This window comes from Rhodoferax sp. TS-BS-61-7 (assembly GCF_002943465.1).
GTDB lineage: Bacteria > Pseudomonadota > Gammaproteobacteria > Burkholderiales > Burkholderiaceae_C > Allorhodoferax.
Genome location: NZ_PTQY01000002.1, coordinates 285,960 through 307,013, shown reverse-complemented (window position 1 = coordinate 307,013; position 21,054 = coordinate 285,960). Strand labels below are relative to the sequence as shown.

Here is a 21,054-nt window from a genome sequence, read left to right as displayed (position 1 = left end):
GGAAATTTAATCGTTAGTTCATCGTAAAAAAGGCAGCTGCGTCTCACACCAGCGCTCGAATTCCGGCACCGGCATGGGCCGCGCAGCGTACCAGCCTTGCGCGTAATCGCAGCCAATGGCGCACAGCAAGGCCCATTCCTCGGCGTCTTCGGGGCCCTCGGCCACCACGCTGAGCCCCAGGCGGTGGCCCATGGCGATGGTGGACTCCAGCAGGGCCGCACCGTCGCTGCCATGGCGCACATTGCGCACAAAGGCACGGTCGATCTTGAGCTCGGCCACCGGCATTTTTTGCAAATACGCGAGCGAGGAGTAGCCGGTGCCGAAGTCGTCAATCGACAGGCTGAAGCCGCTGGTGCGCAAGGCGTTCATCACCTCCAGCGCGGAGGCTGGGTCCTGCATGGCGCCGCTCTCCGTAATTTCAAGCCGGATGTCAGCAGGGTCTACGCCTACCTGCTGCGCCAGCAGTGCCGTGCGCGCCGCAAAGCCTGCCTCGCCCAGGTCGAAGGTAGAGAGATTGACCGAAATCTGCAGCGGGCGGCCCTGGGCACGGTAGCTGGCAGCCAGGCGCATGGCCTGCTCCAGCACCCAGCGGGTGATGAGGGTGATGCGCCCGGTCTTTTCGGCAAAGGGGACAAAGTCGCCGGGCGGAATCATGCCGCGGCGCGGGTGCTCCCAGCGTACCAAGGCTTCGGCGCTGCCCACGGTGCCGTCGCTCAGGCGCACCTTGGGCTGCAGGTACATACGCAACTCGCCCTGCTCCACCGCGCGCTTGAGCTCGGAGAGCAGGTCCAGGTCGGCGCGCTGACTGGTTTCCATTTCCTGCTGGTACTGCAGCCAGTTGCGGTGCTGCGCACGGCCCGCATCCAGGGCAATTTCGGCATTGCGCAGCAGCTGGGCCATGGAGGCCTTGTCGGGTGGCGGCAGGGCCACGCCCACGGCGAGCGTGATGTCCACCGCCTGGCCCTCGATCTCCGCAGGGCTGTTGAATGCGTAGTCCACCTCTTCGCGCATGGCTGCCAGACTGATGTCACTAGGGAACACCAGACAGAACTGGTCCGCATGCATGCGCCCCACACAGGCCGTGGCATGCACCTGGCATACGGCCTGCAAGCGGCGCCCGGTTTCTTTGAGTATCTGGTCGCCCAAGATGGGGCCCAGAGTTTCGTTGATGGCGTGGAAGCGCTCCACATTGAGCATCAGGGCGGCCGGCACGTCCCCTTCGTCGATGCGCAACTGGCCGTACTGGCGCGCGCCCTCACGGTTCAGCAGTCCGGTGAGTGCATCAAAGCGGGCCATGCGCGAGGTCTCGCGCTGCAAGCGCAAGGTGCGGTCGGCAATGCCGTAACAAAACGCGACAGGCAGCAACAAGGTACGCGCAAAATCAAACGTGGAGCCCAGCGCCACAGCCGAAGGCATGGGCTCGCGCAGCACCACGTTGTAGAGCAAAAATGCGGACCAGTAAATCGCAATGGGGGTGAGCCCCAGCAGCAGAATTCCGCAGCCACGCTCTCCCCCGCGCCAGCCGCGCCAGTTGCCCGTGAGCAGCACCAAAAAGTGCAGCGGCACCAGTGCGTAAATCAGCACATTGGCCAGGCTGGGCCAGAGGTAGTGCAAGGGGATCATGCTGGCAAACAGCATGGCCACGCCGTAGGCCACCTTGGTGGTGCGCGGGCTGTGCCTGGCAAACCGCCCAAAACGCACGCTCAACAAAACGGAGAGTACGCCCACCAGGTAGTTAAAAATCCAGGCATTCAGCCAGAGCGGAGAGCTCGCGTCGAGCACAAAAGGCAGCCCGCTTTTGGTGAAGATGGTGAGCGACTGCACTCCCGCATAGAGCGCATAAATGGCGTAATTGGCCTCCCGCAGGGTGATGCTGAAAAACAGCGCAACCAGCGCCGTGGTGAACAGGAAGACCGCACCGCTGTGGTTGAGCAGGTCTGTGCCGTGCTCGTCGCGCAGGCTCTCCTCGGGCACCACTGCTTCTACCAACAGGGTGCGCGCCAAGCCTGGGTAGGCCAATGCGCCCAGGGCGGGTTCAAAGCGGGCATAGAGCGGAAATACAGCCGCCGCGTCGGGGGTGAAAATGGCCCGCAGACCAGTGACCAGGGCCCCGCTGCTTTGGCCCAGGCGCAGCGCCTGCCCCAACGGCTTGCCCTGCGCATCGAACAGCGCAATGTTGACACGCTGCACATTCAGGTCGGCAAAGGACAACCAGGGCCGGGTTTCCAGCGCCTGGCCGGCTGGCAGGCTGGCAATCCGGACCCAGCAGGCACCGCCCTCGGGGTCCACGGGCACTTTCCCCTCGGGTGCCGCGATCCAAGCGCTTGCGGGCTGGGCGATGGTCTGCTGGACCGACTGCAGACCGCAGTGGTAGTCCACCGGCAAGGGCGCAGCCAACGCCCAGGCACTCCACAGCGTGACCACCACTCCCCCTCCTAGCCGCAGTGCGAGTCGCCGGAAATCCATTTCTACCCTTGTGTATTGAGGTAAGGCGAAGACTGAGCTGGGCAACTTCCCGCAGCATCAACCCGCAAATGATTGTAGAGGGATCAGGCCCAAAACGCCTGTTTTCAGGGCCTGTGTGCTACGCTTTTTAACGCAGGGGGCTCAGGCGTTGCGCGCCTCTATGCCCCAGCGGGCCAGGGCAGCGTCATCACTCACGCGCGCATCCACCCAATGCGCCCCATCCGCGGTCTGCTCCTTCTTCCAAAACGGCGCCTGGGTCTTGAGGTAGTCCATCAAAAACTCGCAGGCCTGAAAGCTCTGGCCACGGTGGGCCGAGGTCACCACTACCAGCACCACCCCATCGGTGGGCCGCAGCACCCCCACACGGTGCACCACACGGGCTCCCAGAATGTCAAAACGCGCAAAGGCCGCGTCCACCATGGCCTCGATGGACTTCTCGGTCATGCCCGGGTAGTGCTCCAGCTCCATGGTCTGCACCGAGCCGGCAGCGCTCGGGGTGTTGCGGTCACGTACCGTGCCCACAAAGGTGCACACCGCTCCCACGCGCGGGTCACCGGCTTGCAGGGCGGCAATCTCCTGCGCCACATCAAATGGCTGTGGCTGAATGCGGACACGGGGGGAAGAAATGGCGTCAGAGGGCATGGCCGAATTGTGGCACCGTGCTAGCATGGTGCCCATGTTCGCATTCACCGCACTCCTCACCATGGCCACGCTGGCCCTGGTCGGCGCACGTGTGGTGGCCGCGAACACATCCAAAAAACCCAAGCTCATTTGACCGGAGCTGCGGTTCCGTCCTCAGATGAGCGATGGAACTGCGAACAACACCCCTCCCCCGTTTACGCAACCCGCCGCGCAGCTGACGATGGTTCTTTCCATCGGTCTTGTTTTCTGCAAAGGATGTTCGCGTGCACACTACTGATACCTTCTCCGGCCTCTGGATTCCACTGGTCACCCCCTTTCACAACCATGCGGTGGACCACCCGGCGCTGCGCACACTGGTGCAGCACTTGGCGCCGCAAGGCATTGCCGGCATCGTGGTCTGCGGCTCCACGGGCGAGGCCGCTGCCTTGGGTGCAGACGAGCAACTGGCCGTGCTGGACACCGTAGCACAGGCCGCCCCGGGTCTGCCGCTGGTGATGGGCCTGTCGGGCTACCACCTGGGCGACACGCTGGCATGGGTGCGCACCTTGAATGCCCAGAAGCTGGCCGGTCTGCTGGTACCGGCACCCCACTACATTCGCCCCTCGCAAGCCGGGCTGCTGCAGTGGTTCACGGCGATTGCCGACGCGAGCGCCCAGCCTGTGGTGATTTACGACATTCCGGCACGCACCGGGGTTCAGCTTACGCTGGCCACGCTGCGCACGCTGGCCCAGCACCCCAACATCACAGCCATCAAGGACTGTGGCGGCGACCCGGCCAAGACGCAGGCGCTGATTGCCGATGGGCAGCTGCAGGTGCTGGCCGGGGACGATGCCAACATCTTCACCACGCTGGCGCTGGGCGGCACAGGTGCGATTGCAGCCAGTGGCCATGTGCACACGGCGCGCCTGGTGGCGCTGATGCAGCAGGTGGTGCGCGGGGAACTGGTGGCGGCGCAGGCACTATGGCGGCCGCTACAGCCCTTGATCGAGGCCCTGTTTGCGGAGCCAAACCCGGCGCCGGTGAAGGCGCTGCTAGCGCAGCAGGGGCTGATGCAGGCTAGCTTGCGTGCACCGATGTCGGCAGCCTCCCACGCGCTCACTGAGCGGCTGGTGGCGCTCAGTGCCTCGCTGGAGGTTAACCCCCGGTAACGGGCGGAAAAAAGGCGACTTCGCAGCCCGCGGTGAGCACCGCGGACTCGGGGCGCATCACCTGGTCCAGCGCCATGCGCACCGCGCGGCCTGGGGCCAGGGCGTCGGCCCCGGCACCGCCGCGCGCCACCAGCTCGGCGCGCAGCGCGGCCAGCGTGGGGGCTTGGGTGTCCAGCACCTCCGTGCCAGTGCCCATAGCCTCGCGCACCGAGGCGAAGTAACACACGGTGACCTTCATGCCAACAACTCGCTGAACGGGATGTAGCGCACCGTGGCGCCGTACTGGATGGCCTCGCCCGGTGGCGTGTCGATCAGGCCGTCGCCCCAGACGGCCGAGGTCAGCACGCCCGAACTCTGGTTGGTAAACAGCTCCAGGCCACCCTGGTCGTTGCGACGCACACGCAGAAATTCACGGCGTTTTTCGGCTCTAGGCCAGTCAAAATCTGCGCGAGCAGCTATGCTTTTCATAGCAACATCGTGCACACCTTGCAGCCGCAGCAAGAAGGGCCGCACCAGCAGTGCAAAAGTCACAAAACTGGACACCGGGTTGCCGGGCAGGCCGATGAAGTGCGCCGAACCGATACGGCCATGTGCAAAAGGTTTGCCGGGTTTGATGGCGATTTGCCACAGGTCCAGCTGCCCCAGCGACTGCACGGCGGGCTTGATATGGTCTTCCTCGCCCACCGAGACGCCACCGCTGGTGAGCACCAAGTCATGGCTGGCAGCAGCCTGCTGCAAGGCTTGCACCGTGGCGTCGAGCCGGTCGGGCACGATACCCAGGTCGGTCACCTCGCAACCCAGGCGGCGCAGCATGGCACCCAGGAAAAAGCGGTTGGAGTTGTAAATGGCGCCCGGCGGCATCTGCTCCGGCGGCACGGTGCCGGGCAGCACCAGCTCGTCGCCCGTGGAGAACAGCGCCACACGCGGCTTGCGCACCACCTGCAGCTGGGCCATGCCCACGCTGGCGGCCAGGCCCAGCGCGGCGGGGCCCAGGCGGGTGCCCGCGGCCAGCACCACGTCGCCACGGGCCACGTCCTCACCCGAGCGGCGGATATTCTGGCCAGGCAGCGGCGTGCTGTGGATCTGCACACGGGGCGTGACCGCCGCATCGGGCGCGTCCACCACCGTGCATTCCTCTTGCATCACCACCGCATCTGCCCCGGGGGGCACCGGTGCGCCGGTGAAGATGCGGGCAACGGTGCCAGGGAGCAAGGGCGTGCCCACGCTGCCGGCCGCAATGCGCTGCGACACCGGCAAAGCGCCTTGTGCAGCCAGCACATCGTCCACACGCAGGGCGTAGCCGTCCATGGCGCTGTTGTCGCACGGTGGCACCTGCAGGCCCGACACAATGGCCTGCGCCAGCACGCGGCCATCGGCGTCACCGGTGGGCACGGGCTCAAACTGGGTCAGGGGCTGCACGCTGGCCAGCAGCTGGGCCAGCGCGTCGTCCAGCGGCAACAGGGGTTTGCGGGGGGCGTTGGACATGCGGTAATTTGCTATGGTTTATATAGCTGCTGGCGCATATTCCATGCGGGCCAAGCAGCTATTTCATTCCTATTTGGCTCAGTAGCCGCACTCGGCAGCAATCAGGGCCTGGATGGCCGCCACATCGGCGTCCATCACCTGCACGCGTTTGGGCAGGGCCTCAATGCCTTCGAACTTGGCGGGCCGCTCGGGCTCTCGGCCCAGGGCTTCGACGATGGTGGCAGCGAACTTGATGGGCAGCGCGGTTTCCAGCACCACCATGGGCACGCCGGCGGTGCGCTGCTCCAGCCCCACCTTCAGGCCGTCGGCCGTGTGGGTGTCGATCACCATGCCGTGGCGGCTCCACGTGTCCTGGATGGTTTGCAGGCGGTTGGCATGTGTGCTCTTGCCGCTGACAAAACCGTAGCGTGTCGCGGCCTGGGCAAACGCAGGGTCGGCGCTCAGGTCAAACTGCCCGGTCTTGGACAAGCCTTCGCCAAACAGCGCCTTGACGCGCGCGCCGTCGCGGCCCAGCAGGTCGAACACAAAACGCTCGAAGTTGCTGGCCTTGGAAATGTCCATGGACGGGCTGGAGGTCTCGTGGGTGTCGGCCGTGCCGCGCACGCGGTAGACACCGGTGCGGAAGAACTCGTCGAGCACATCGTTCTCGTTGGTGGCGACCACCAGCTTGTCGACGGGCAAGCCCATTTGGCGTGCCACATGGCCGGCACAGACGTTGCCGAAGTTGCCAGATGGCACCGCGAAGCTGACTTTACTAGGCTCAATGACGCTGAAAGAGCCCACTCCTGCGCGAATATTCATCGGGTCCGATGCCGTCGCTTGAAAATAGCCCGCAAAGTAGTACACCACCTGGGCCAGCAAGCGCGCCCAGTTGATGGAATTGACAGTGCCGATCTTGTACTTGCGCTTGAAGGCCAGGTCGTTGGACACGGCCTTGACGATGTCCTGGCAATCATCGAACACGCCGTTGATGGCGATGTTGTGGATGTTGGCGTCCTGCAGGCTGAACATCTGCGCCTGTTGGAAGGGGCTCATGCGGCCGTGCGGGCTGGTCATGAAGACGCGCACGCCCTTCTTGCCGCGCATGGCGTACTCGGCCGCGCTGCCGGTGTCGCCACTGGTGGCACCCAGGATGTTGAGCTCCTCGCCGCGACGGCCCAGCTCGTACTCGAACAGGTTGCCCAGCAACTGCATGGCCATGTCCTTGAAGGCCAGCGTGGGGCCGTTGGACAGGGCTTCGATCCACACGCCGTCTTCCAAATGGCGCAGCGGCACGATCTCGCCGGTGCCAAACACCTCGGCGGTGTAGGTCTTGGCGCACAGGGCGCGCAGGTCGTCGGCGGGAATATCGTCGATGTAGAGCGAGAGGATCTCGAACGCCAGCGCGGCATAGCCCTGCTGGTGGTACACGGTGCGCCACTGTTGCAGCGTGGCATCGCTCACTTGCGGGTAGGCCTCGGGCAGGTAGAGGCCGCCATCGGGCGCCAGGCCTTCGAGCAGGATTTCGCAAAAGCGTTTGCGGTCGGGGTTGCCGCGCGTAGAGAGGTAACGCATCAGTTCAGCTCCTCTTTGCGGATACGGGTGATGGGCGCCAGCACGGTGGGCAGGGCCTGCATCTGGGCGATGGCCGCATCCATCTTGGCCTCGGCACAGTCGTGTGTGAGGATGATGACGTCGGTCTGGGTACCGGCCTCGCCGCTGATCTCGTCGGCTTCGCGCTGCAGCACCGCGTCGATGCTGATGTTGGCCTCGGCCAAGATGCCGGTGACCTTGGCCAGCACGCCGGCCTCGTCGGCCACGCGCAGGCGCAAGTAGTAGCTGGTCACCACCTCACCCATGGGCAGGATGGGCGTGTTGCTCATAGCGCCGGGCTGGAAGGCCAGGTGCGGCACGCGCTGGGCCGCGTCGGCGGTGTGCAGGCGGGTGATGTCCACCAGGTCGGCAATCACGGCGCTGCCGGTGGGCTCGGAACCCGCGCCCTTACCGTAGTACAGCGTGGTGCCCACGGCGTCACCATTGACGACCACGGCGTTCATGGCGCCTTCCACATTGGCGATCAGGCGCTTGGCCGGGATCAGCGTGGGGTGCACGCGCAGCTCGATGCCATTGGCCATGCGCTTGGTGATGCCCAGCAGCTTGATGCGGTAGCCCAGTTGCTCGGCGTACTTGATGTCGGCCGAACCGAGCTTGGTGATGCCTTCCACATAGGCCTTGTCGAACTGCACGGGAATACCGAAGGCGATGGCCGACATTAGGGTTAACTTGTGCGCGGCGTCCACGCCTTCGATGTCGAAAGTCGGGTCGGCTTCGGCGTAGCCCAGGCGTTGCGCTTCTTTCAGCACCACGTCAAAGTCCAGGCCCTTGTCGCGCATCTCGGACAGGATGAAGTTGGTGGTGCCGTTGATGATGCCGGCGATCCACTGCACGCGGTTGGCGGTCAGGCCTTCGCGCAGCGCCTTGATGATGGGGATGCCACCAGCCACGGCTGCTTCAAAGGCCACCATCACGCCCTTGGCGGACGCGGCGGCAAAAATCTCGGTGCCATGCACGGCCAGCAGCGCTTTGTTGGCAGTAACCACGTGTTTGCCGGCGGCAATGGCTTCGAGCACCAGTTCCTTGGCCAGCGTGTAGCCACCGATCAGCTCCACCACGATGTCGATGTCGGGGTTACGAATAATCTCGCGTGCATCGGCAACTACCTTAGCCTTGTCTCCCACGATTTCTTTGGCCAGCGCGGTGTTGCGGCGCGACACCATGGTCACCTCAATGCCGCGGCCAGCGCGGCCCTTGATTTCTTCCTGGTTGCGCTGCAGGACGTTGAACACACCGCTGCCCACGGTGCCCAGGCCCATCACGCCCACTTGTATCGGTTTCATAAATTCTTCAGGTAAAAAGTAGGTCTGGCCCGCATGAATACTGCGCGAGCCGCTATCAAAATCGGAGTGATTCAAGTCCCATTGCGCTTGCGGTAGCTCTCCAGGAACTTGGCGATGCGGCCAATGGCCTCACGCAAGTCGTCCTCGTGTGGCAAAAACACAATGCGGAAATGGTCTGGCTGTTGCCAGTTGAACCCCGTGCCCTGCACCAGCATCACGCGGGTCTCACGCAGCAGCTCCAGAAAGAACTGGCGGTCATCGGCAATCGGGTACACCGCCGGATCCAGCTTGGGAAACATGTAGAGCGCAGCCTGTGGCTTCACGCAGCTCACTCCGGGGATGGCGGTGATCAGCTCGTAGGCCAGGTCGCGCTGGCGGCGCAGGCGTCCGCCCTCACACACCAAATCGTTGATGCTCTGGTAACCGCCCAGTGCAGTCTGAATCGCCCACTGGCCGGGCACGTTGGAGCACAGCTTCATGTTCGAGAGCATGTTCAAGCCCTCGATGTAGTCCGTGGCATTCTTCTTGTCGCCCGACACCACCAGCCAGCCGGCGCGGTAACCGCAGGAGCGGTAGCTCTTGGACAGGGAGTTGAAGGTCAGCGTCAATATGTCAGTGGACATGCTGGCAATGGCCGTGTGGTGGATGCCGTCGTACAGCACCTTGTCATACACCTCGTCGGCCAGGATCACCAGCCCGTGCTCACGCGCGACTTCGATGATGCCTTGCAGCAGTTCGTTGGAATACAACACGCCCGTGGGGTTGTTGGGGTTGATGACCACAATGCCTTTGGTGCGCGGCGTGATCTTGGCGCGGATGTCGTCTAGGTTGGGCATCCAGCCATTGGACTCATCACACAGGTAGTGCACTGGCGTGCCACCGGACAAGCTAGTAGCGGCCGTCCACAGTGGGTAGTCGGGCATGGGCAACAGCAACTCGTCGCCGTCGTCCAGCAGCGCGTTGGTGGCCATGGTGATGAGTTCACTGGCGCCATTGCCCAGGTAGATGTCATCGAGGGTGACGCCGGCAATGCCCTGCTTCTGGGTTTCGTGCATCACCGCCTTGCGCGCGGCGAAGATGCCCTTGCTGTCCGAATAACCCGCCGAATTGGGCAGATTGCGGATCATGTCTTGCTGAATTTCCTCGGGCGCGTCAAAACCAAACACCGCCAAATTGCCCAGATTGAGCTTGATGATTTTTTGGCCTTCGTCCTCCATCTGACGCGCCGCGTCCATGATGGGACCGCGGATGTCATAAAGCACATTGGCCAGCTTGGCAGATTTCTGAATGGTTTTCAAAGTCCCTCCGGGAGGTGTCAGCACAGGGTGAAACCTATAATTTGACCACAGAACGACGACGCCAAGCCTGCGTCACCACCGCTACATCCAGCACTCCCTCTACACACGCCGCCGCCCACCATGAAATTTATCCCCGATGCTGCCCAAGGTCCGTCCATCACCGGTTACGGGCCGGGCTGGATCGGCGTGAATGGCGAGCAACACCACGCCAGCATTCTGGTCAGCAGCCAGGGCCTGTGCCGCCCCTGGGGGGGCGCCAGCTTTGCCGACTTGCAGAGTGCACACTTTGACGAGTTGGCGGCGCTGGAACCCGAATTGGTGTTGTTTGGCAGTGGCCCACGCATCCAGTTTCCGCCGCCACAGTGGCTTGCCGCCCTGTATGCCCGGCGCATTGGTGTGGAAACCATGGACACCCAGGCGGCCTGCCGCACCTACAACTTTCTGGCCGGCGAAGGCCGCAAGGTGGTCGCCGCTTTGCTGGTCTAGGGAATCCACTAGGAATTCGTGGCGGGGTGGTAGTCATTTCAGAGTAAAATTGCGGGTTGCGGTCTGGGGCGACAAATTGCTGTCACGTTTGACGCCCCGCACTACGACTGACACATCAAGCACGCGAGACTGAAATACCCTATGGCGATCGTTGTCAACAAACCCCTCCCCGAATTTGAAGCCAACGCTACCGGCGGCATCAGGGTGACCAACACCACCCATGTCGGCAAAACCATGGTTTTGTACTTCTACCCCAAGGACAACACCCCCGGCTGCACCACGGAAGCCATGCAATTCCGCGACAAGTACAAAGATTTCGTCAAGGCAGGCGCCGAAGTGTTCGGTGTTTCCCGCGACAACATGAAGTCCCACGACGAGTTCAAGACCAAGCTGGAACTCCCGTTTGAGCTGATTGCCGACACCGAAGAAAAAATGTGCCACATGTTTGGTGTGGTCAAAAACAAGATCATGTACGGCAAGAAGGTCAAGGGCATCGAGCGCAGCACCTTCCTGGTGGGCGCCGATGGCATGCTGAAAGAAGAGTGGCGTGGACTCAAGGTCCCTGGCCATGTGGACGACGTGCTCAAGGCTGTCAAAGCGCTCAAAAAAGCCGGCTGACCCTTCACTGTTGTTTTGGTGCACCACCAAAACAACAGGGCCATGGCGCTCATGCATAATGGTTTCATGCCGTTGAACGTCGCAACCGCGCTCTCACAAAAAGCCGCCTTGGCTCAAGGCGGCTTTTTCGTTTTTCCGGCTAGTGTTTTCCATTTTTCATCCTCTGCGAGCCCACTCCATGCCATTGCCCACTGCCCCGTCCAAGCGCGCCGATCGCCTGACCGCCAAAGAGTTTGACGCACCCGCACGAGCCTCCCAGCGCCCTCTGCGCAAAACACCGCACACCCAAGCCCTGGCCCCTGCTGTCCACGTCGTCCCCGCTGTTCGCAGCAAACCGGCGGCACCTGAGTCCGCAAAAAAACCGCAAACCGCCGCGCTGACCCACACGCCGGTCAACGTGCCCGCACCTGTGGCCACCACGCTGGCGCCCAAAGCAGCGGTATCTCCGGTTCGCCGCGCCAAACGCACCGCAGGCACCGGCCCTACCAAGCTGTTTGTGCTGGACACCAATGTGCTGATGCACGATCCGATGTGCCTGTTCCGCTTTGAAGAACACGACATCTACCTGCCCATGATCGTGCTGGAGGAGCTCGACGGCCACAAAAAGGGCATGACCGAAGTGGCGCGTAATGCGCGCCAGACCAGCCGTACGCTGGATGCCCTGGCCGGCACGCCCGGGGCGGACATCACGGCGGGCTTCCAGCTCGACAGCACCGGCCACAAAGACGCCCGCGGCAAGCTGATGTTCCAGACCCAGCCGCTGAACTACACCCTGCCCACCAGCCTGCCCCAGGGCAAGGCGGACAACCAGATCCTGGGGGTGGTGGAAGCCCTGCGCCAGCACTACGCACCGCGTGAAGTGGTGCTGGTGTCCAAGGACATCAACATGCGCGTGAAGGCCCGCGCCTTGGGCCTGGCCACCGACGACTACCAGAACGACAAAACCCTGGAAGACGGCGACCTGCTGTACTCCGGCGCACTCGCCCTGCCCACCGACTTCTGGGCCACCCATGGCCAGAGCGTGGAGAGCTGGCAACAAGGCCCGCACACCTTCTACAAGGTGGACGGCCCCGCGGTGCCCAGCATGATGATCAACCAGTTTGTCTACTTCGAGTCGCCCGGCGAACCCAGCCTGTATGCACGCGTGACCGAAATCCGCGGCACCACGGCCGTGCTCAAGACGCTGAAAGACTTCAACCACCTGAAGAATGCCGTGTGGGGTGTGACAACCCGCAACCGCGAACAAAACTTCGCGATGAACCTGCTGACCGACCCCGAAGTCGACTTTGTCACCCTGACCGGTACCGCCGGCACCGGCAAAACGCTGATGGCCCTAGCCGCCGGCCTGACCCAGGTGCTGGACGACCGCCGCTACACCGAAATCATCGTCACCCGCGCCACCGTGAGCGTGGGGGAAGACATCGGCTTCCTGCCCGGTACCGAAGAAGAAAAGATGGGCCCGTGGATGGGCGCATTGGACGACAACCTGGAAGTATTGGGCAAGACCGACACCAGCGCCGGTGAATGGGGCCGCGCGGCCACCAACGAGCTGATCCGCAGCCGCATCAAGATCAAGAGCATGAACTTCATGCGCGGACGCACATTCCTCAACAAATACGTGATCATCGACGAAGCGCAAAACCTGACGCCCAAACAGATGAAAACGCTGATCACCCGTGCCGGCCCCGGCACCAAGATCATCTGCATGGGCAATCTGGCGCAGATCGACACGCCCTACCTGACCGAAGGCTCCTCAGGCCTGACCTTTGCAGTGGACAAGTTCAAGGGCTGGCCGCACGGTGGCCACATCACACTGGCACGTGGTGAACGCTCGCGTCTGGCGGACTTTGCGAGTGAAGTCCTGTGAGTTTGAGGGGCAGACCACTCGCAAAGCGACGTGCTCTGACCCCAGCTGACTGAAATGATGCAGACTACTTGCTATTGATTCAGTAGCTGCTTGCGCAACAACGGCAAGGGCTGGAGGCCAATTTGGCATCCAGCCCTTTTCTTATGGCCGCAAACCGTGTTCAGTAGTCGTCGCCACCGCCGCCATGGGCCAAGTTTTCAAATTTGGTGAAGCGGTTCATGAAGGCCAGTTTGACCGTGCCCGTGGGGCCGTTACGCTGCTTGGCAATGATGACCTCGGCCACGCCGGGCTCCTTGCACTGGTCCTTGGTGTAGTACTCGTCGCGGTAGATGAACATGATGATGTCCGCATCCTGCTCAATAGCGCCGGATTCACGCAAGTCACTCATCATGGGGCGCTTGTCGGGGCGCTGCTCGACTGAGCGGTTAAGCTGCGAGAGCGCAATCACCGGGCACTTCAGTTCCCGCGCCAGCATCTTCAGGCCCCGGGAGATTTCACCCAGCTCGGTGGCGCGGTTTTCCCCGTCGCTGCTGCTACCGCTCATGAGCTGCAAATAGTCCACCACGATCAGGCCCAATTGGCCGCATTGGCGGGCAAGACGGCGCGCATTGGCCCGTACCTCGCTGGAATTGAGACCCGCGCTTTCGTCGATGTGCAGCGAGATGGTGCGCAGTTTTTCGATCGCTTCCGACAGGCGCGGCCACTCGTCATCGGTGAGTTTGCCGGTGCGCAAGTGGCCCTGGTCGATACGGCCGATGGAACCCACAATACGCACCGCCAACTGGGCGGCTCCCATTTCCATCGAAAAAATGGCAACCGGCAGGCCTTCGTTGAGGGCCACATGTTCTGCGATGTTGATCGCCAACGCTGTCTTGCCCATGGAAGGACGTGCAGCCAGCACAATCAAGTCCCCCGCCTGCAGGCCGGCGGTCATGCGGTCAAAGTCGATAAAACCGGTGGGCACCCCGGTCACGTCGTTGGGGTTGTCGGCCATCTCCTGCACACGGTCCAGCAGGTTGACCACCAGCGTGTCCATGCCCTGGAAACCCTGTTTGTTGCGTTTGCCGGCTTCACCGATGTTGAAGATCTTCTGCTCGGACTCGTCTACGATCTCGGACACCGGCCGCCCCTTGGGGTTGAAGGCGTTGGTGGCAATCTCGTCGCTGGCGCTGACCAGCTTGCGCAGGATGGAGCGGTCCCGCACGATCTCAGCATAACGGCGGATATTGCTGGCGCTGGGCACGTACTGGGCCAGCGAGTTCAGGTAGGTCAACCCGCCAATCTCTTCGGCCTTGCCCTGGCTCTGCAGGTGCTCAAACACCGTGATCACATCGGCCGGTTTGTTGCCGTTGATCAGCGTACCAATCGAAGCGTAAATCAGGCGGTGTTCGTAGCGGTAAAAGTCGGTATCCACCACCACATCACCCACGCGGTCCCAGGCTTCGTTGTCGAGCAACAAACCACCCAGCACACTGGACTCCCCCTCGATGGAATGGGGCGGTACGCGCAGTTGGGCAATTTGGCGGTCGGGCTCGAAGGCGTCGCTGGCAGACAAAACGGCAGACATGGTCAATTTCCTTGGAACCTTGCATCCTAAGCGGCTAACAAAGCGGCGTCGAGGGCAAAGGCTGGGGGCAAGTTGTGGGCAAACTGTGCAAAGGGCGGGATAAGTCCACCCCAAAAACACAAAAGCCGCAAGGGACCAGCCCCGGCGGCTTTTGGTGAGAACTGTCCCGTTGCCGGGCCAGTCTTCAGGGTGCTGTTAAGCGGTTTCGCCGTACACAGACACAGTGATGTCCACCACCACGTCGGTGTGCAGAGCCACGCTCACGGTGCTGTCGCTAACGATCTTGATAGGACCGTTGGGCATACGCACTTGGGACTTGGCAACCTTGTAGCCGGCTTTCACCAGTTCTTCGGCGATGTCGTAGTTGGTCACGGAACCAAACAAACGGCCATCCACGCCAGCCTTTTGGGTCAGCTTGATGGTGGTACCACCGAGCTTTTCGCCCAAAGCTTGGCACTCGGCCAGCTTGGCGGCTGCAGCCTTTTCCAGTTCAGCGCGCTTGGCTTCGAACTCTGCCTTGGCAGATTCGGTAGCACGGCGTGCACGGCCGGATGGGATCAGGAAGTTGCGTGCGTAGCCATCTTTGACCTTGACGATTTCGCCCAGGTTGCCGAGGTTCACGACCTTGTCGAGCAGAATAATTTGCATGGTCGGAGCTCCTTAGATCTTGTGCTGGTCGCTGTAAGGCAACATCGCCAAGAAGCGAGCGCGCTTGATAGCGGTGTTCAGTTGGCGCTGGAAAATAGCGCGGGTGCCGGTCAGGCGTGCGGGGATGATCTTGCCATTTTCAGCAATGAAGTCACGCAGCGTGTCGATGTCTTTGTAGTCAATCTCTTCCACACCGGTCACGGTGAAGCGGCAAAAGCGCTTGCGCTTGAACAGCAGGGATTGCGTGTTGCGCTTGGGGCGCTTGTCTTTGTTGAAACGTTTTGGTCCGGGCATGATGGACTCCTAAAAATTAGTCTTGCAAAAAATCTTGAATGTGAAACACGAGTGATTTGCCTTGGCGTGCATTGGCAAGAAAACCGTTGAACTTCCAGACACTGCCGATGGCCTGCTTTGCAAGCCGCTCTGCCAATGTGCCGAAAGCCACCGCTTTCACCACCACCTTCACGGTTCGCTGGCCTTCTGCTTCCGATACGCGGGACTCGTGTTCGAGTCGCAGGTTCAGAGCGGGTAGGCCGGCTGGCGTGTAACGCATGGATTCAACCTCTGCGATACAGGCGCTTAAAACCAATGAGTTGGCTTGCACTCCTTTTCAGGCAAATACGTGTTTACGCCTGGTACTCGGCCTGTTGGGCCTTGCGTGCGTCTTCACGTTCCACGGTCTTCATCATGGAAGAAGGACCGGTGTCGGCTTTTTTCTTCAACACGGTGAGGTGGCGCAACACGGCGTCGTTGAACTTGAACGCGTGTTCCAGTTCAGACATCACAGCCTGGTCGGCTTCTATGTTGACGCACAGGTAGTGGGCCTTGGCCAGCTTGTTGATCATGTACACCATCTGACGACGGCCCCAATCTTCAACACGGTGCACCTTGCCACCGCCAGCGGTGATCATGCCCTTGTAACGTTCCAGCATGGCAGGAACTTGTTCGCTCTGATCCGGGTGGATCATGAGGATGATTTCGTAATGACGCATTGATACTCCTTGAGGATTTCCCAGCATCTGGGATTAAGTAAGCTGCCCCCGGCGTCTAAACAGGGTGCAGCAAGGCGAAGCCCAAGATTATAGCTCAGCCAAGATGGGGGGCCAAATCCCGCTCAGGAACCGGGTCGGGGCGACCCAACCAGCTGCACAGCACACCCGCGACAAAACCCGCAGGCACGCCGAACACGCCGGCCGAAATGGGCTGGATACCCCACCACAGCCCATCACCCTGCAGACCCAGCGCCTGGCGCACCACCGGCAGGTTGATCGCCATGTAATACACGGTGACGCCCAAACCGGTCAACATGCCGCCGACCGCCCCCGCGCGGGTCATGCCCGGCCAGAAGATGCCCAGCACCATGGCCGGCACAAAAGCGGCGCCGGCCAAGGAGAAGGATGCAGACACGAGGTACAAAATGCCCGCAGGCCGCTGCGCCGCTGCATAGGCCGCCAGCAAGGCCACCACCAGCAGGGCAAACTTGGACCACATCACCCGACGCATGGCCTGGGCCTTGTTGCTATTGCCCTCAAAGTACACATCGTGGGCCAGCGCATTGCCAATGGTAAGCAACAAGCCGTCGGCCGTGGACAAGGCTGCGGCCAAGCCCCCCGCCGCCACCAGCACCGACACCACATACGGCAAGCCGCCAATCTCCGGCGTCGCCAGCATCACCAGGTCCGGGCCGATTTTGAGCTCGGCAAACTGCAATATCCGGTCCCCATTCACGTCCACCGCCATCAGCAAGGACGGGTCACGTGCCCACTGGGCGATCCAATGCGGCAGCGCATCCATGGGCCGCCCGACCAAATGCGCCATCACCTCGTACTTGACCAGCACCGCCAGCGCCGGGGCCGACAGATACAACAAGGCAATGAACACCAGGGACCAGGCCACCGATCGCCGCGCCTCGGCCACCGAGGGCGTGGTGTAGTAACGCGTGAGCAAATGTGGCAAACCCGCCGTGCCCACCATCAGGCAAAACATCAAGGCCAAAAAATTGGCCCGGGAGTTGTCAAAGTCTTTCTGCTCCTGCGGCGTGCCGTCTGGCTTGCCGGCATAGGGGCGCGTATGGGCGGGCATGCCGCCCAGGGGTTGGGCACGCTCCTGGTTGTCAGCCAGGGCCTTGGTCCAGCGATCGCGCGCCGCATCCACATCTTTGGGCAGGGCAGCCAGCTCACGGCGCAAATGCTGGGCGTGGGCATCGTCGGCTTTCTGCTCCCCCAGCGCACGCAATTGGCGGCGCAGCTCCTGGCGCTCCTGCTGCAAGGCCTCTTCCACGTTTTGCAGCTTGCGCTCCAGCTCCTGGGCACGCCGGGCATAAATGCTGATGACCTCTTGCTCAGCGGGCGACTCTTTGAACTGGCGCTCCAGCTCGGCAATCTTGCCCAGCTGCTGGCCATAGGCCAAGGGCGCCAGCGGGTTGCCGGTCTGCTTGTAAGACAGCCAGGACACGGGTATCAGGAACGCCAGAATGATGATCACGTATTGGGTGACCTGGGTCCAGGTCACGGCCCGCATACCGCCCAAAAACGAACACACCAGTACACCACCCAGCCCCAGCAAAATGCCAATCTCGAAATGCACGCCGGTCAACCGCGAGGTGATCAGGCCCACCCCGTAGATCTGTGCCACCACATAGGTGAAAGAACACAACACCGCCGCCAGGGCGGCCAGCATGCGCGGCCAGCGCCCTCCGAAACGCACCGCAAAGTAGTCAGGCACGGTGTACAGCCGCATGCGGCGCAGGTAGGGTGCCACCAGCAGGGCTACCAGGCAAAAACCGCCCGTCCAGCCCAGCACATAGGCCAAACCACCGGGCTGCCCGCCGGCTCCTGAAAAGCCCTGCAAATACAAGCCCCCGGCCATACTGATGAAGGAGGCCGCACTCATCCAGTCCGCCGCCGTGGCCATGCCGTTGTACATGGCAGGTACACGTCGCCCCGCCACGTAGTATTCGTTGGCATCGGCCGTGCGGCCGACCACGCCGATAACGGCGTACAGCACCAGGGTGGTCGACAAGAAAATGCCCGCCACCCAGGGTTTGGACAATCCCATGCCCTCGGCCACCGCCAATGCCGCAATGAACAACAGCACCGACAACACGTACAGGCCAAAACGGCGGTGCAGACGCCGCTCGTAGCGGTGGTACACCACAGGGTCGAAGTCCAGGGTTTCGGTGTTGCGCTGGTTCACCCGCCAGGCAAACACCACCACGATGGCAATGAAGGCCAGTACCGCGCCCTGGGCCGCGAACCAGAAACCCACGGGCCAGGACAGGACTTCTTGTTGCAGGTCGTAGGCGAAAAACACCACGCCAAACGACACGGCAAACCACAGCGCCAGCAGCCCTGCATGCAGGTGCCACCGGCGTGGGCTTGCCCCCCCGGTCATTTGCTGGCGAGCTGCTGCCAGGTGGCAACCACCGAGTCAGGGTTCAAGGAGATGGAGGAAATGCCCTGCTCTTCCAGCCACTGCGCAAAGTCGGGGTGGTCGCTGGGGCCCTGGCCGCAGATGCCGATGTACTTGCCCTGGCGCTTGCAAGCGTCAATGGCCAGGCTGATCAGCGCCTTGACCGCCGGGTCGCGTTCATCAAAGTCCGCCGCCAGCAGCTCCAGGCCCGAGTCACGGTCCAGCCCCAGGGTGAGCTGGGTCAGGTCGTTGGAACCGATAGAGAAACCGTCGAAGTATTCGAGGAACTGGTCTGCCAGGATGGCATTGCTCGGGATCTCGCACATCATTACCAGCTTCAGCTCGTTCTCGCCACGGCGCAGGCCGTGGCGGCCGAGCAGCTCGGTCACTTTTTTGGCCTGGCCCAAGGTGCGCACAAACGGCACCATGACCTGCACATTGGTCAGGCCCATGTCGTTGCGCACGCGGTTGAGCGCTTCGCATTCCATGGCAAAGGCCTCACCAAACTCGGTGCTGGTGTAACGCACGGCGCCGCGGAAGCCCAGCATGGGGTTCTCTTCCTCGGGCTCGTAGCGGCTACCGCCGATGAGCTTGCGGTACTCATTGCTCTTGAAGTCCGACAGGCGCACGATCACCGGCTTGGGCCAGAAGGCCGCGGCAATGGTGGCCACGCCCTCCGCCACACGGTCCACGTAGAAGGCGCGTGGCGATGCATGGCCCCGGGCCACCGACTCGACCGCCTTTTTCAGGTCGCTGTCGATGTTGGGGTAATCCAGGATGGCCTTGGGGTGCACACCAATGTTGTTGTTGATGATGAACTCCAGCCGGGCCAGGCCCACGCCCTGGTTGGGCAGCTGGCAAAAGTCAAACGCCAGCTGGGGGTTGCCCACGTTCATCATGATCTTGACGGGAATTTCGGGCATCTCGCCGCGCTGCACCTCGGACACTTCGGTTTCCAGCAGGCCGTCGTAGATGAAGCCGGTGTCGCCCTCGGCGCAGCTCACCGTCACCAGCATGCCGTCTTTCAGCAGGTCGGTGGCATTGCCACAGCCCACCACGGCCGGAATACCCAATTCACGCGCGATGATGGCGGCGTGGCAGGTGCGGCCGCCGCGGTTGGTCACGATGGCGCTGGCGCGTTTCATCACCGGTTCCCAGTTCGGGTCGGTCATGTCGGTGACCAAGATGTCGCCGGCCTGCACCTGGTCCATCTCATTGATGTTGTGCACGATGCGCACGGGGCCGGTGCCAATCTTTTGGCCAATCGCACGCCCTTCCACCAGCACCGTGCCTTTGCCCTTGAGCTTGTAGCGGTACTCGGCCTGGTTGCCGGCCTGGCTCTTGACCGTCTCGGGGCGGGCCTGCAGGATGTAGAGCTCACCGTCGATGCCGTCTTTGCCCCACTCGATGTCCATGGGGCGACCGTAATGCTCTTCAATCACCAGCGCGTAGCGGGCCAGTTGCTCCACGTCGGCGTCGGTCAGCGAGTAGCGGTTGCGCAACTCGGTGGGCACGTCGGTGGTTTTGACCAGCTTGCCGCCGGCGGCCTTTTCCTCGGGCGAGGTGAACACCATCTGCAACAGCTTGGAGCCCAGGTTGCGGCGGATCAGCGCACGTTTGCCCGCCTTGAGCATGGGCTTGTGCACGTAGAACTCGTCGGGGTTCACGGCGCCCTGCACCACGGTTTCGCCCAGGCCGTAACTGCTGGTGATAAACACCACCTGGTCAAAACCGGATTCGGTGTCGATGGTGAACATCACACCCGCTGCGCCCAGGTCGGAACGCACCATACGTTGCACACCGGCAGAAAGTGCCACCACGTCATGGGCAAAACCCTTGTGCACGCGGTAGCTGATGGCGCGGTCGTTGTAGAGGCTGGCAAACACCTCTTTCATCTTGTGCAGCACGTCTTCAATGCCGACCACGTTGAGGAAGGTTTCCTGCTGGCCGGCAAACGACGCATCAGGCAAGTCTTCGGCCGTGGCGGAGGAGCGCACGGCAAAGCTAGCTTGGGCGTTTCCTGCGGACAGCGTGACAAAGGCCTCGCGGATGGCTTTTTCCAGATCCGCCGGGAAAGGCTGGGCCTCGACCATCGCGCGAATTTCGGCACCCACCACGGCCAGCGCGCGCACGTCTTCAGTATCCAGATTCTTGAGTTTGGCGCTGATCTTGTCGGCCAGGCCGGCATGGGCCAGGAACTGGCGGAAGGCATGGGCCGTGGTGGCGAAGCCCGTGGGCACTTTCACACCCTGGGGAAGTTGCGAAATCATCTCCCCCAAGGAGGCGTTCTTGCCCCCCACGGATTCCACATCGGCCATGCGCAGCAGCTCGAAGGGGACGACCAGGTCGGTCGGGTTGAAAAGATTAGACATAGGAATGCTCCAGAAGTTAAAACCTTTACAGGGCCCCGCGGGGAGATGTCACCCGCCTGCCGCAAGCGCACGACCGTTCGTTTTCTGTTGTTGGTGTTCTGGATAACGAACCGGTTACCAAATGCGCTAAATTGCGGTGATTGTAGGTGGCGGACGCAGTAGGTCAGACT

Annotated in this window: 18 protein-coding genes; 4 read left to right on the top strand and 14 right to left on the bottom strand. The window is 62.2% G+C overall.

Annotated elements, in window-relative coordinates:
* Positions 1–18: 18 nt before the first annotated feature.
* Both C5F53_RS07330 and C5F53_RS07325 read right to left on the bottom strand, forming a co-directional pair.
* The gene (locus C5F53_RS07330) at positions 19–2,424 is read right to left on the bottom strand and encodes a bifunctional diguanylate cyclase/phosphodiesterase (RefSeq protein ID WP_161499898.1); all 2,406 of its coding nucleotides are present in this window, start codon (positions 2,422–2,424) and stop codon (positions 19–21) included.
* Between the two features lie 183 nt (positions 2,425–2,607).
* Complete coding sequence (locus tag C5F53_RS07325; protein WP_105260703.1) at positions 2,608–3,108, bottom strand: molybdenum cofactor biosynthesis protein MoaE; 501 nt, start codon at positions 3,106–3,108, stop codon at positions 2,608–2,610.
* A 263-nt stretch (positions 3,109–3,371) separates the two neighbouring features.
* Here C5F53_RS07325 and dapA point away from each other — a divergent pair, with 263 nt between their 5' ends.
* Positions 3,372–4,256, top strand: a complete 885-nt coding sequence (dapA, locus tag C5F53_RS07320) for a 4-hydroxy-tetrahydrodipicolinate synthase (RefSeq protein ID WP_105260702.1) — start codon at positions 3,372–3,374, stop codon at positions 4,254–4,256.
* Here the strand turns inward: dapA and C5F53_RS07315 are convergent.
* The 5 genes from C5F53_RS07315 to C5F53_RS07295 form a co-directional block, all read right to left on the bottom strand.
* Positions 4,243–4,494, bottom strand: a complete 252-nt coding sequence (locus C5F53_RS07315) for a MoaD/ThiS family protein (RefSeq protein WP_105260701.1) — start codon at positions 4,492–4,494, stop codon at positions 4,243–4,245. The two genes, dapA and C5F53_RS07315, sit on opposite strands and share 14 nt — an antisense overlap.
* On the bottom strand, positions 4,491–5,741 hold the full coding sequence (gene glp / locus C5F53_RS07310) for a gephyrin-like molybdotransferase Glp (protein ID WP_105260700.1): 1,251 nt from the start codon (positions 5,739–5,741) through the stop codon (positions 4,491–4,493). The genes C5F53_RS07315 and glp overlap by 4 nt, the downstream gene beginning before the upstream one ends.
* Positions 5,742–5,819: 78 nt before the next feature.
* Entirely contained in the window at positions 5,820–7,295 is a 1,476-nt protein-coding gene (thrC, locus tag C5F53_RS07305; RefSeq protein WP_105260699.1) for a threonine synthase, read from the bottom strand.
* Positions 7,295–8,617 (bottom strand): homoserine dehydrogenase, encoded by a 1,323-nt coding sequence (locus tag C5F53_RS07300; RefSeq protein ID WP_105260698.1) that lies wholly within the window; start codon positions 8,615–8,617, stop codon positions 7,295–7,297. The genes thrC and C5F53_RS07300 overlap by 1 nt, the downstream gene beginning before the upstream one ends.
* A 71-nt stretch (positions 8,618–8,688) precedes the next feature.
* Positions 8,689–9,915: a pyridoxal phosphate-dependent aminotransferase gene (locus C5F53_RS07295; protein WP_105260697.1), complete on the bottom strand. Its 1,227-nt coding sequence runs from the start codon at positions 9,913–9,915 to the stop codon at positions 8,689–8,691.
* A gap of 120 nt (positions 9,916–10,035) precedes the next feature.
* On the opposite strand from C5F53_RS07295, the gene C5F53_RS07290 reads away from it, so the two are divergent.
* From C5F53_RS07290 to C5F53_RS07280, 3 genes are all read left to right on the top strand, one after another.
* Positions 10,036–10,401 carry an Mth938-like domain-containing protein gene (locus C5F53_RS07290; RefSeq protein ID WP_201740815.1) on the top strand — a complete coding sequence of 122 codons (366 nt, stop codon included), beginning with the start codon at positions 10,036–10,038 and terminating at the stop codon, positions 10,399–10,401.
* 141 nt (positions 10,402–10,542) lie between these two features.
* Positions 10,543–11,019, top strand: a complete 477-nt coding sequence (locus C5F53_RS07285; RefSeq protein ID WP_105260696.1) for a peroxiredoxin — start codon at positions 10,543–10,545, stop codon at positions 11,017–11,019.
* A gap of 178 nt (positions 11,020–11,197) precedes the next feature.
* Entirely contained in the window at positions 11,198–12,886 is a 1,689-nt protein-coding gene (locus tag C5F53_RS07280; protein ID WP_105260695.1) for a PhoH family protein, read from the top strand.
* Between the two features lie 160 nt (positions 12,887–13,046).
* Here the strand turns inward: C5F53_RS07280 and dnaB are convergent, their stop codons facing one another.
* The 7 genes from dnaB to ppsA form a co-directional block, all read right to left on the bottom strand.
* On the bottom strand, positions 13,047–14,453 hold the full coding sequence (dnaB, locus tag C5F53_RS07275; protein WP_105260694.1) for a replicative DNA helicase: 1,407 nt from the start codon (positions 14,451–14,453) through the stop codon (positions 13,047–13,049).
* A 195-nt stretch (positions 14,454–14,648) separates the two neighbouring features.
* Positions 14,649–15,101, bottom strand: coding sequence for a 50S ribosomal protein L9 (rplI, locus tag C5F53_RS07270; RefSeq protein WP_105260693.1), 453 nt, complete (start codon positions 15,099–15,101; stop codon positions 14,649–14,651).
* A gap of 12 nt (positions 15,102–15,113) precedes the next feature.
* Positions 15,114–15,395: a 30S ribosomal protein S18 gene (gene rpsR, locus C5F53_RS07265; RefSeq protein ID WP_029708819.1), complete on the bottom strand. Its 282-nt coding sequence runs from the start codon at positions 15,393–15,395 to the stop codon at positions 15,114–15,116.
* Positions 15,396–15,411: 16 nt separating this feature from the next.
* On the bottom strand, positions 15,412–15,705 hold the full coding sequence (gene priB / locus C5F53_RS07260) for a primosomal replication protein N (RefSeq protein WP_255413701.1): 294 nt from the start codon (positions 15,703–15,705) through the stop codon (positions 15,412–15,414).
* Between the two features lie 22 nt (positions 15,706–15,727).
* The gene (rpsF, locus tag C5F53_RS07255) at positions 15,728–16,093 is read right to left on the bottom strand and encodes a 30S ribosomal protein S6 (protein ID WP_105260691.1); all 366 of its coding nucleotides are present in this window, start codon (positions 16,091–16,093) and stop codon (positions 15,728–15,730) included.
* 94 nt (positions 16,094–16,187) lie between these two features.
* Positions 16,188–18,494 carry a VC_2705 family sodium/solute symporter gene (locus C5F53_RS07250; RefSeq protein WP_105260690.1) on the bottom strand — a complete coding sequence of 769 codons (2,307 nt, stop codon included), beginning with the start codon at positions 18,492–18,494 and terminating at the stop codon, positions 16,188–16,190.
* Positions 18,491–20,884 (bottom strand): phosphoenolpyruvate synthase, encoded by a 2,394-nt coding sequence (gene ppsA, locus C5F53_RS07245; protein WP_105260689.1) that lies wholly within the window; start codon positions 20,882–20,884, stop codon positions 18,491–18,493. The genes C5F53_RS07250 and ppsA overlap by 4 nt, the downstream gene beginning before the upstream one ends.
* Positions 20,885–21,054 lie beyond the last annotated feature (170 nt).

What these genes read in the sequence shown, in the direction of transcription:
- rplI (WP_105260693.1), bottom strand. Translation starts at nt 15,101, where the DNA reads ATGCAAATTATTCTGCTCGACAAGGTCGTGAACCTCGGCAACCTGGGC.
- thrC (WP_105260699.1), bottom strand. Translation starts at nt 7,295, where the DNA reads ATGCGTTACCTCTCTACGCGCGGCAACCCCGACCGCAAACGCTTTTGC.
- C5F53_RS07290 (WP_201740815.1), top strand. Translation starts at nt 10,036, where the DNA reads ATGAAATTTATCCCCGATGCTGCCCAAGGTCCGTCCATCACCGGTTAC.
- C5F53_RS07250 (WP_105260690.1), bottom strand. Translation starts at nt 18,494, where the DNA reads ATGACCGGGGGGGCAAGCCCACGCCGGTGGCACCTGCATGCAGGGCTG.
- dnaB (WP_105260694.1), bottom strand. Translation starts at nt 14,453, where the DNA reads ATGTCTGCCGTTTTGTCTGCCAGCGACGCCTTCGAGCCCGACCGCCAA.
- rpsR (WP_029708819.1), bottom strand. Translation starts at nt 15,395, where the DNA reads ATGCCCGGACCAAAACGTTTCAACAAAGACAAGCGCCCCAAGCGCAAC.
- rpsF (WP_105260691.1), bottom strand. Translation starts at nt 16,093, where the DNA reads ATGCGTCATTACGAAATCATCCTCATGATCCACCCGGATCAGAGCGAA.
- C5F53_RS07315 (WP_105260701.1), bottom strand. Translation starts at nt 4,494, where the DNA reads ATGAAGGTCACCGTGTGTTACTTCGCCTCGGTGCGCGAGGCTATGGGC.
- C5F53_RS07285 (WP_105260696.1), top strand. Translation starts at nt 10,543, where the DNA reads ATGGCGATCGTTGTCAACAAACCCCTCCCCGAATTTGAAGCCAACGCT.
- C5F53_RS07280 (WP_105260695.1), top strand. Translation starts at nt 11,198, where the DNA reads ATGCCATTGCCCACTGCCCCGTCCAAGCGCGCCGATCGCCTGACCGCC.
- glp (WP_105260700.1), bottom strand. Translation starts at nt 5,741, where the DNA reads ATGTCCAACGCCCCCCGCAAACCCCTGTTGCCGCTGGACGACGCGCTG.
- ppsA (WP_105260689.1), bottom strand. Translation starts at nt 20,884, where the DNA reads ATGTCTAATCTTTTCAACCCGACCGACCTGGTCGTCCCCTTCGAGCTG.
- C5F53_RS07300 (WP_105260698.1), bottom strand. Translation starts at nt 8,617, where the DNA reads ATGAAACCGATACAAGTGGGCGTGATGGGCCTGGGCACCGTGGGCAGC.
- C5F53_RS07325 (WP_105260703.1), bottom strand. Translation starts at nt 3,108, where the DNA reads ATGCCCTCTGACGCCATTTCTTCCCCCCGTGTCCGCATTCAGCCACAG.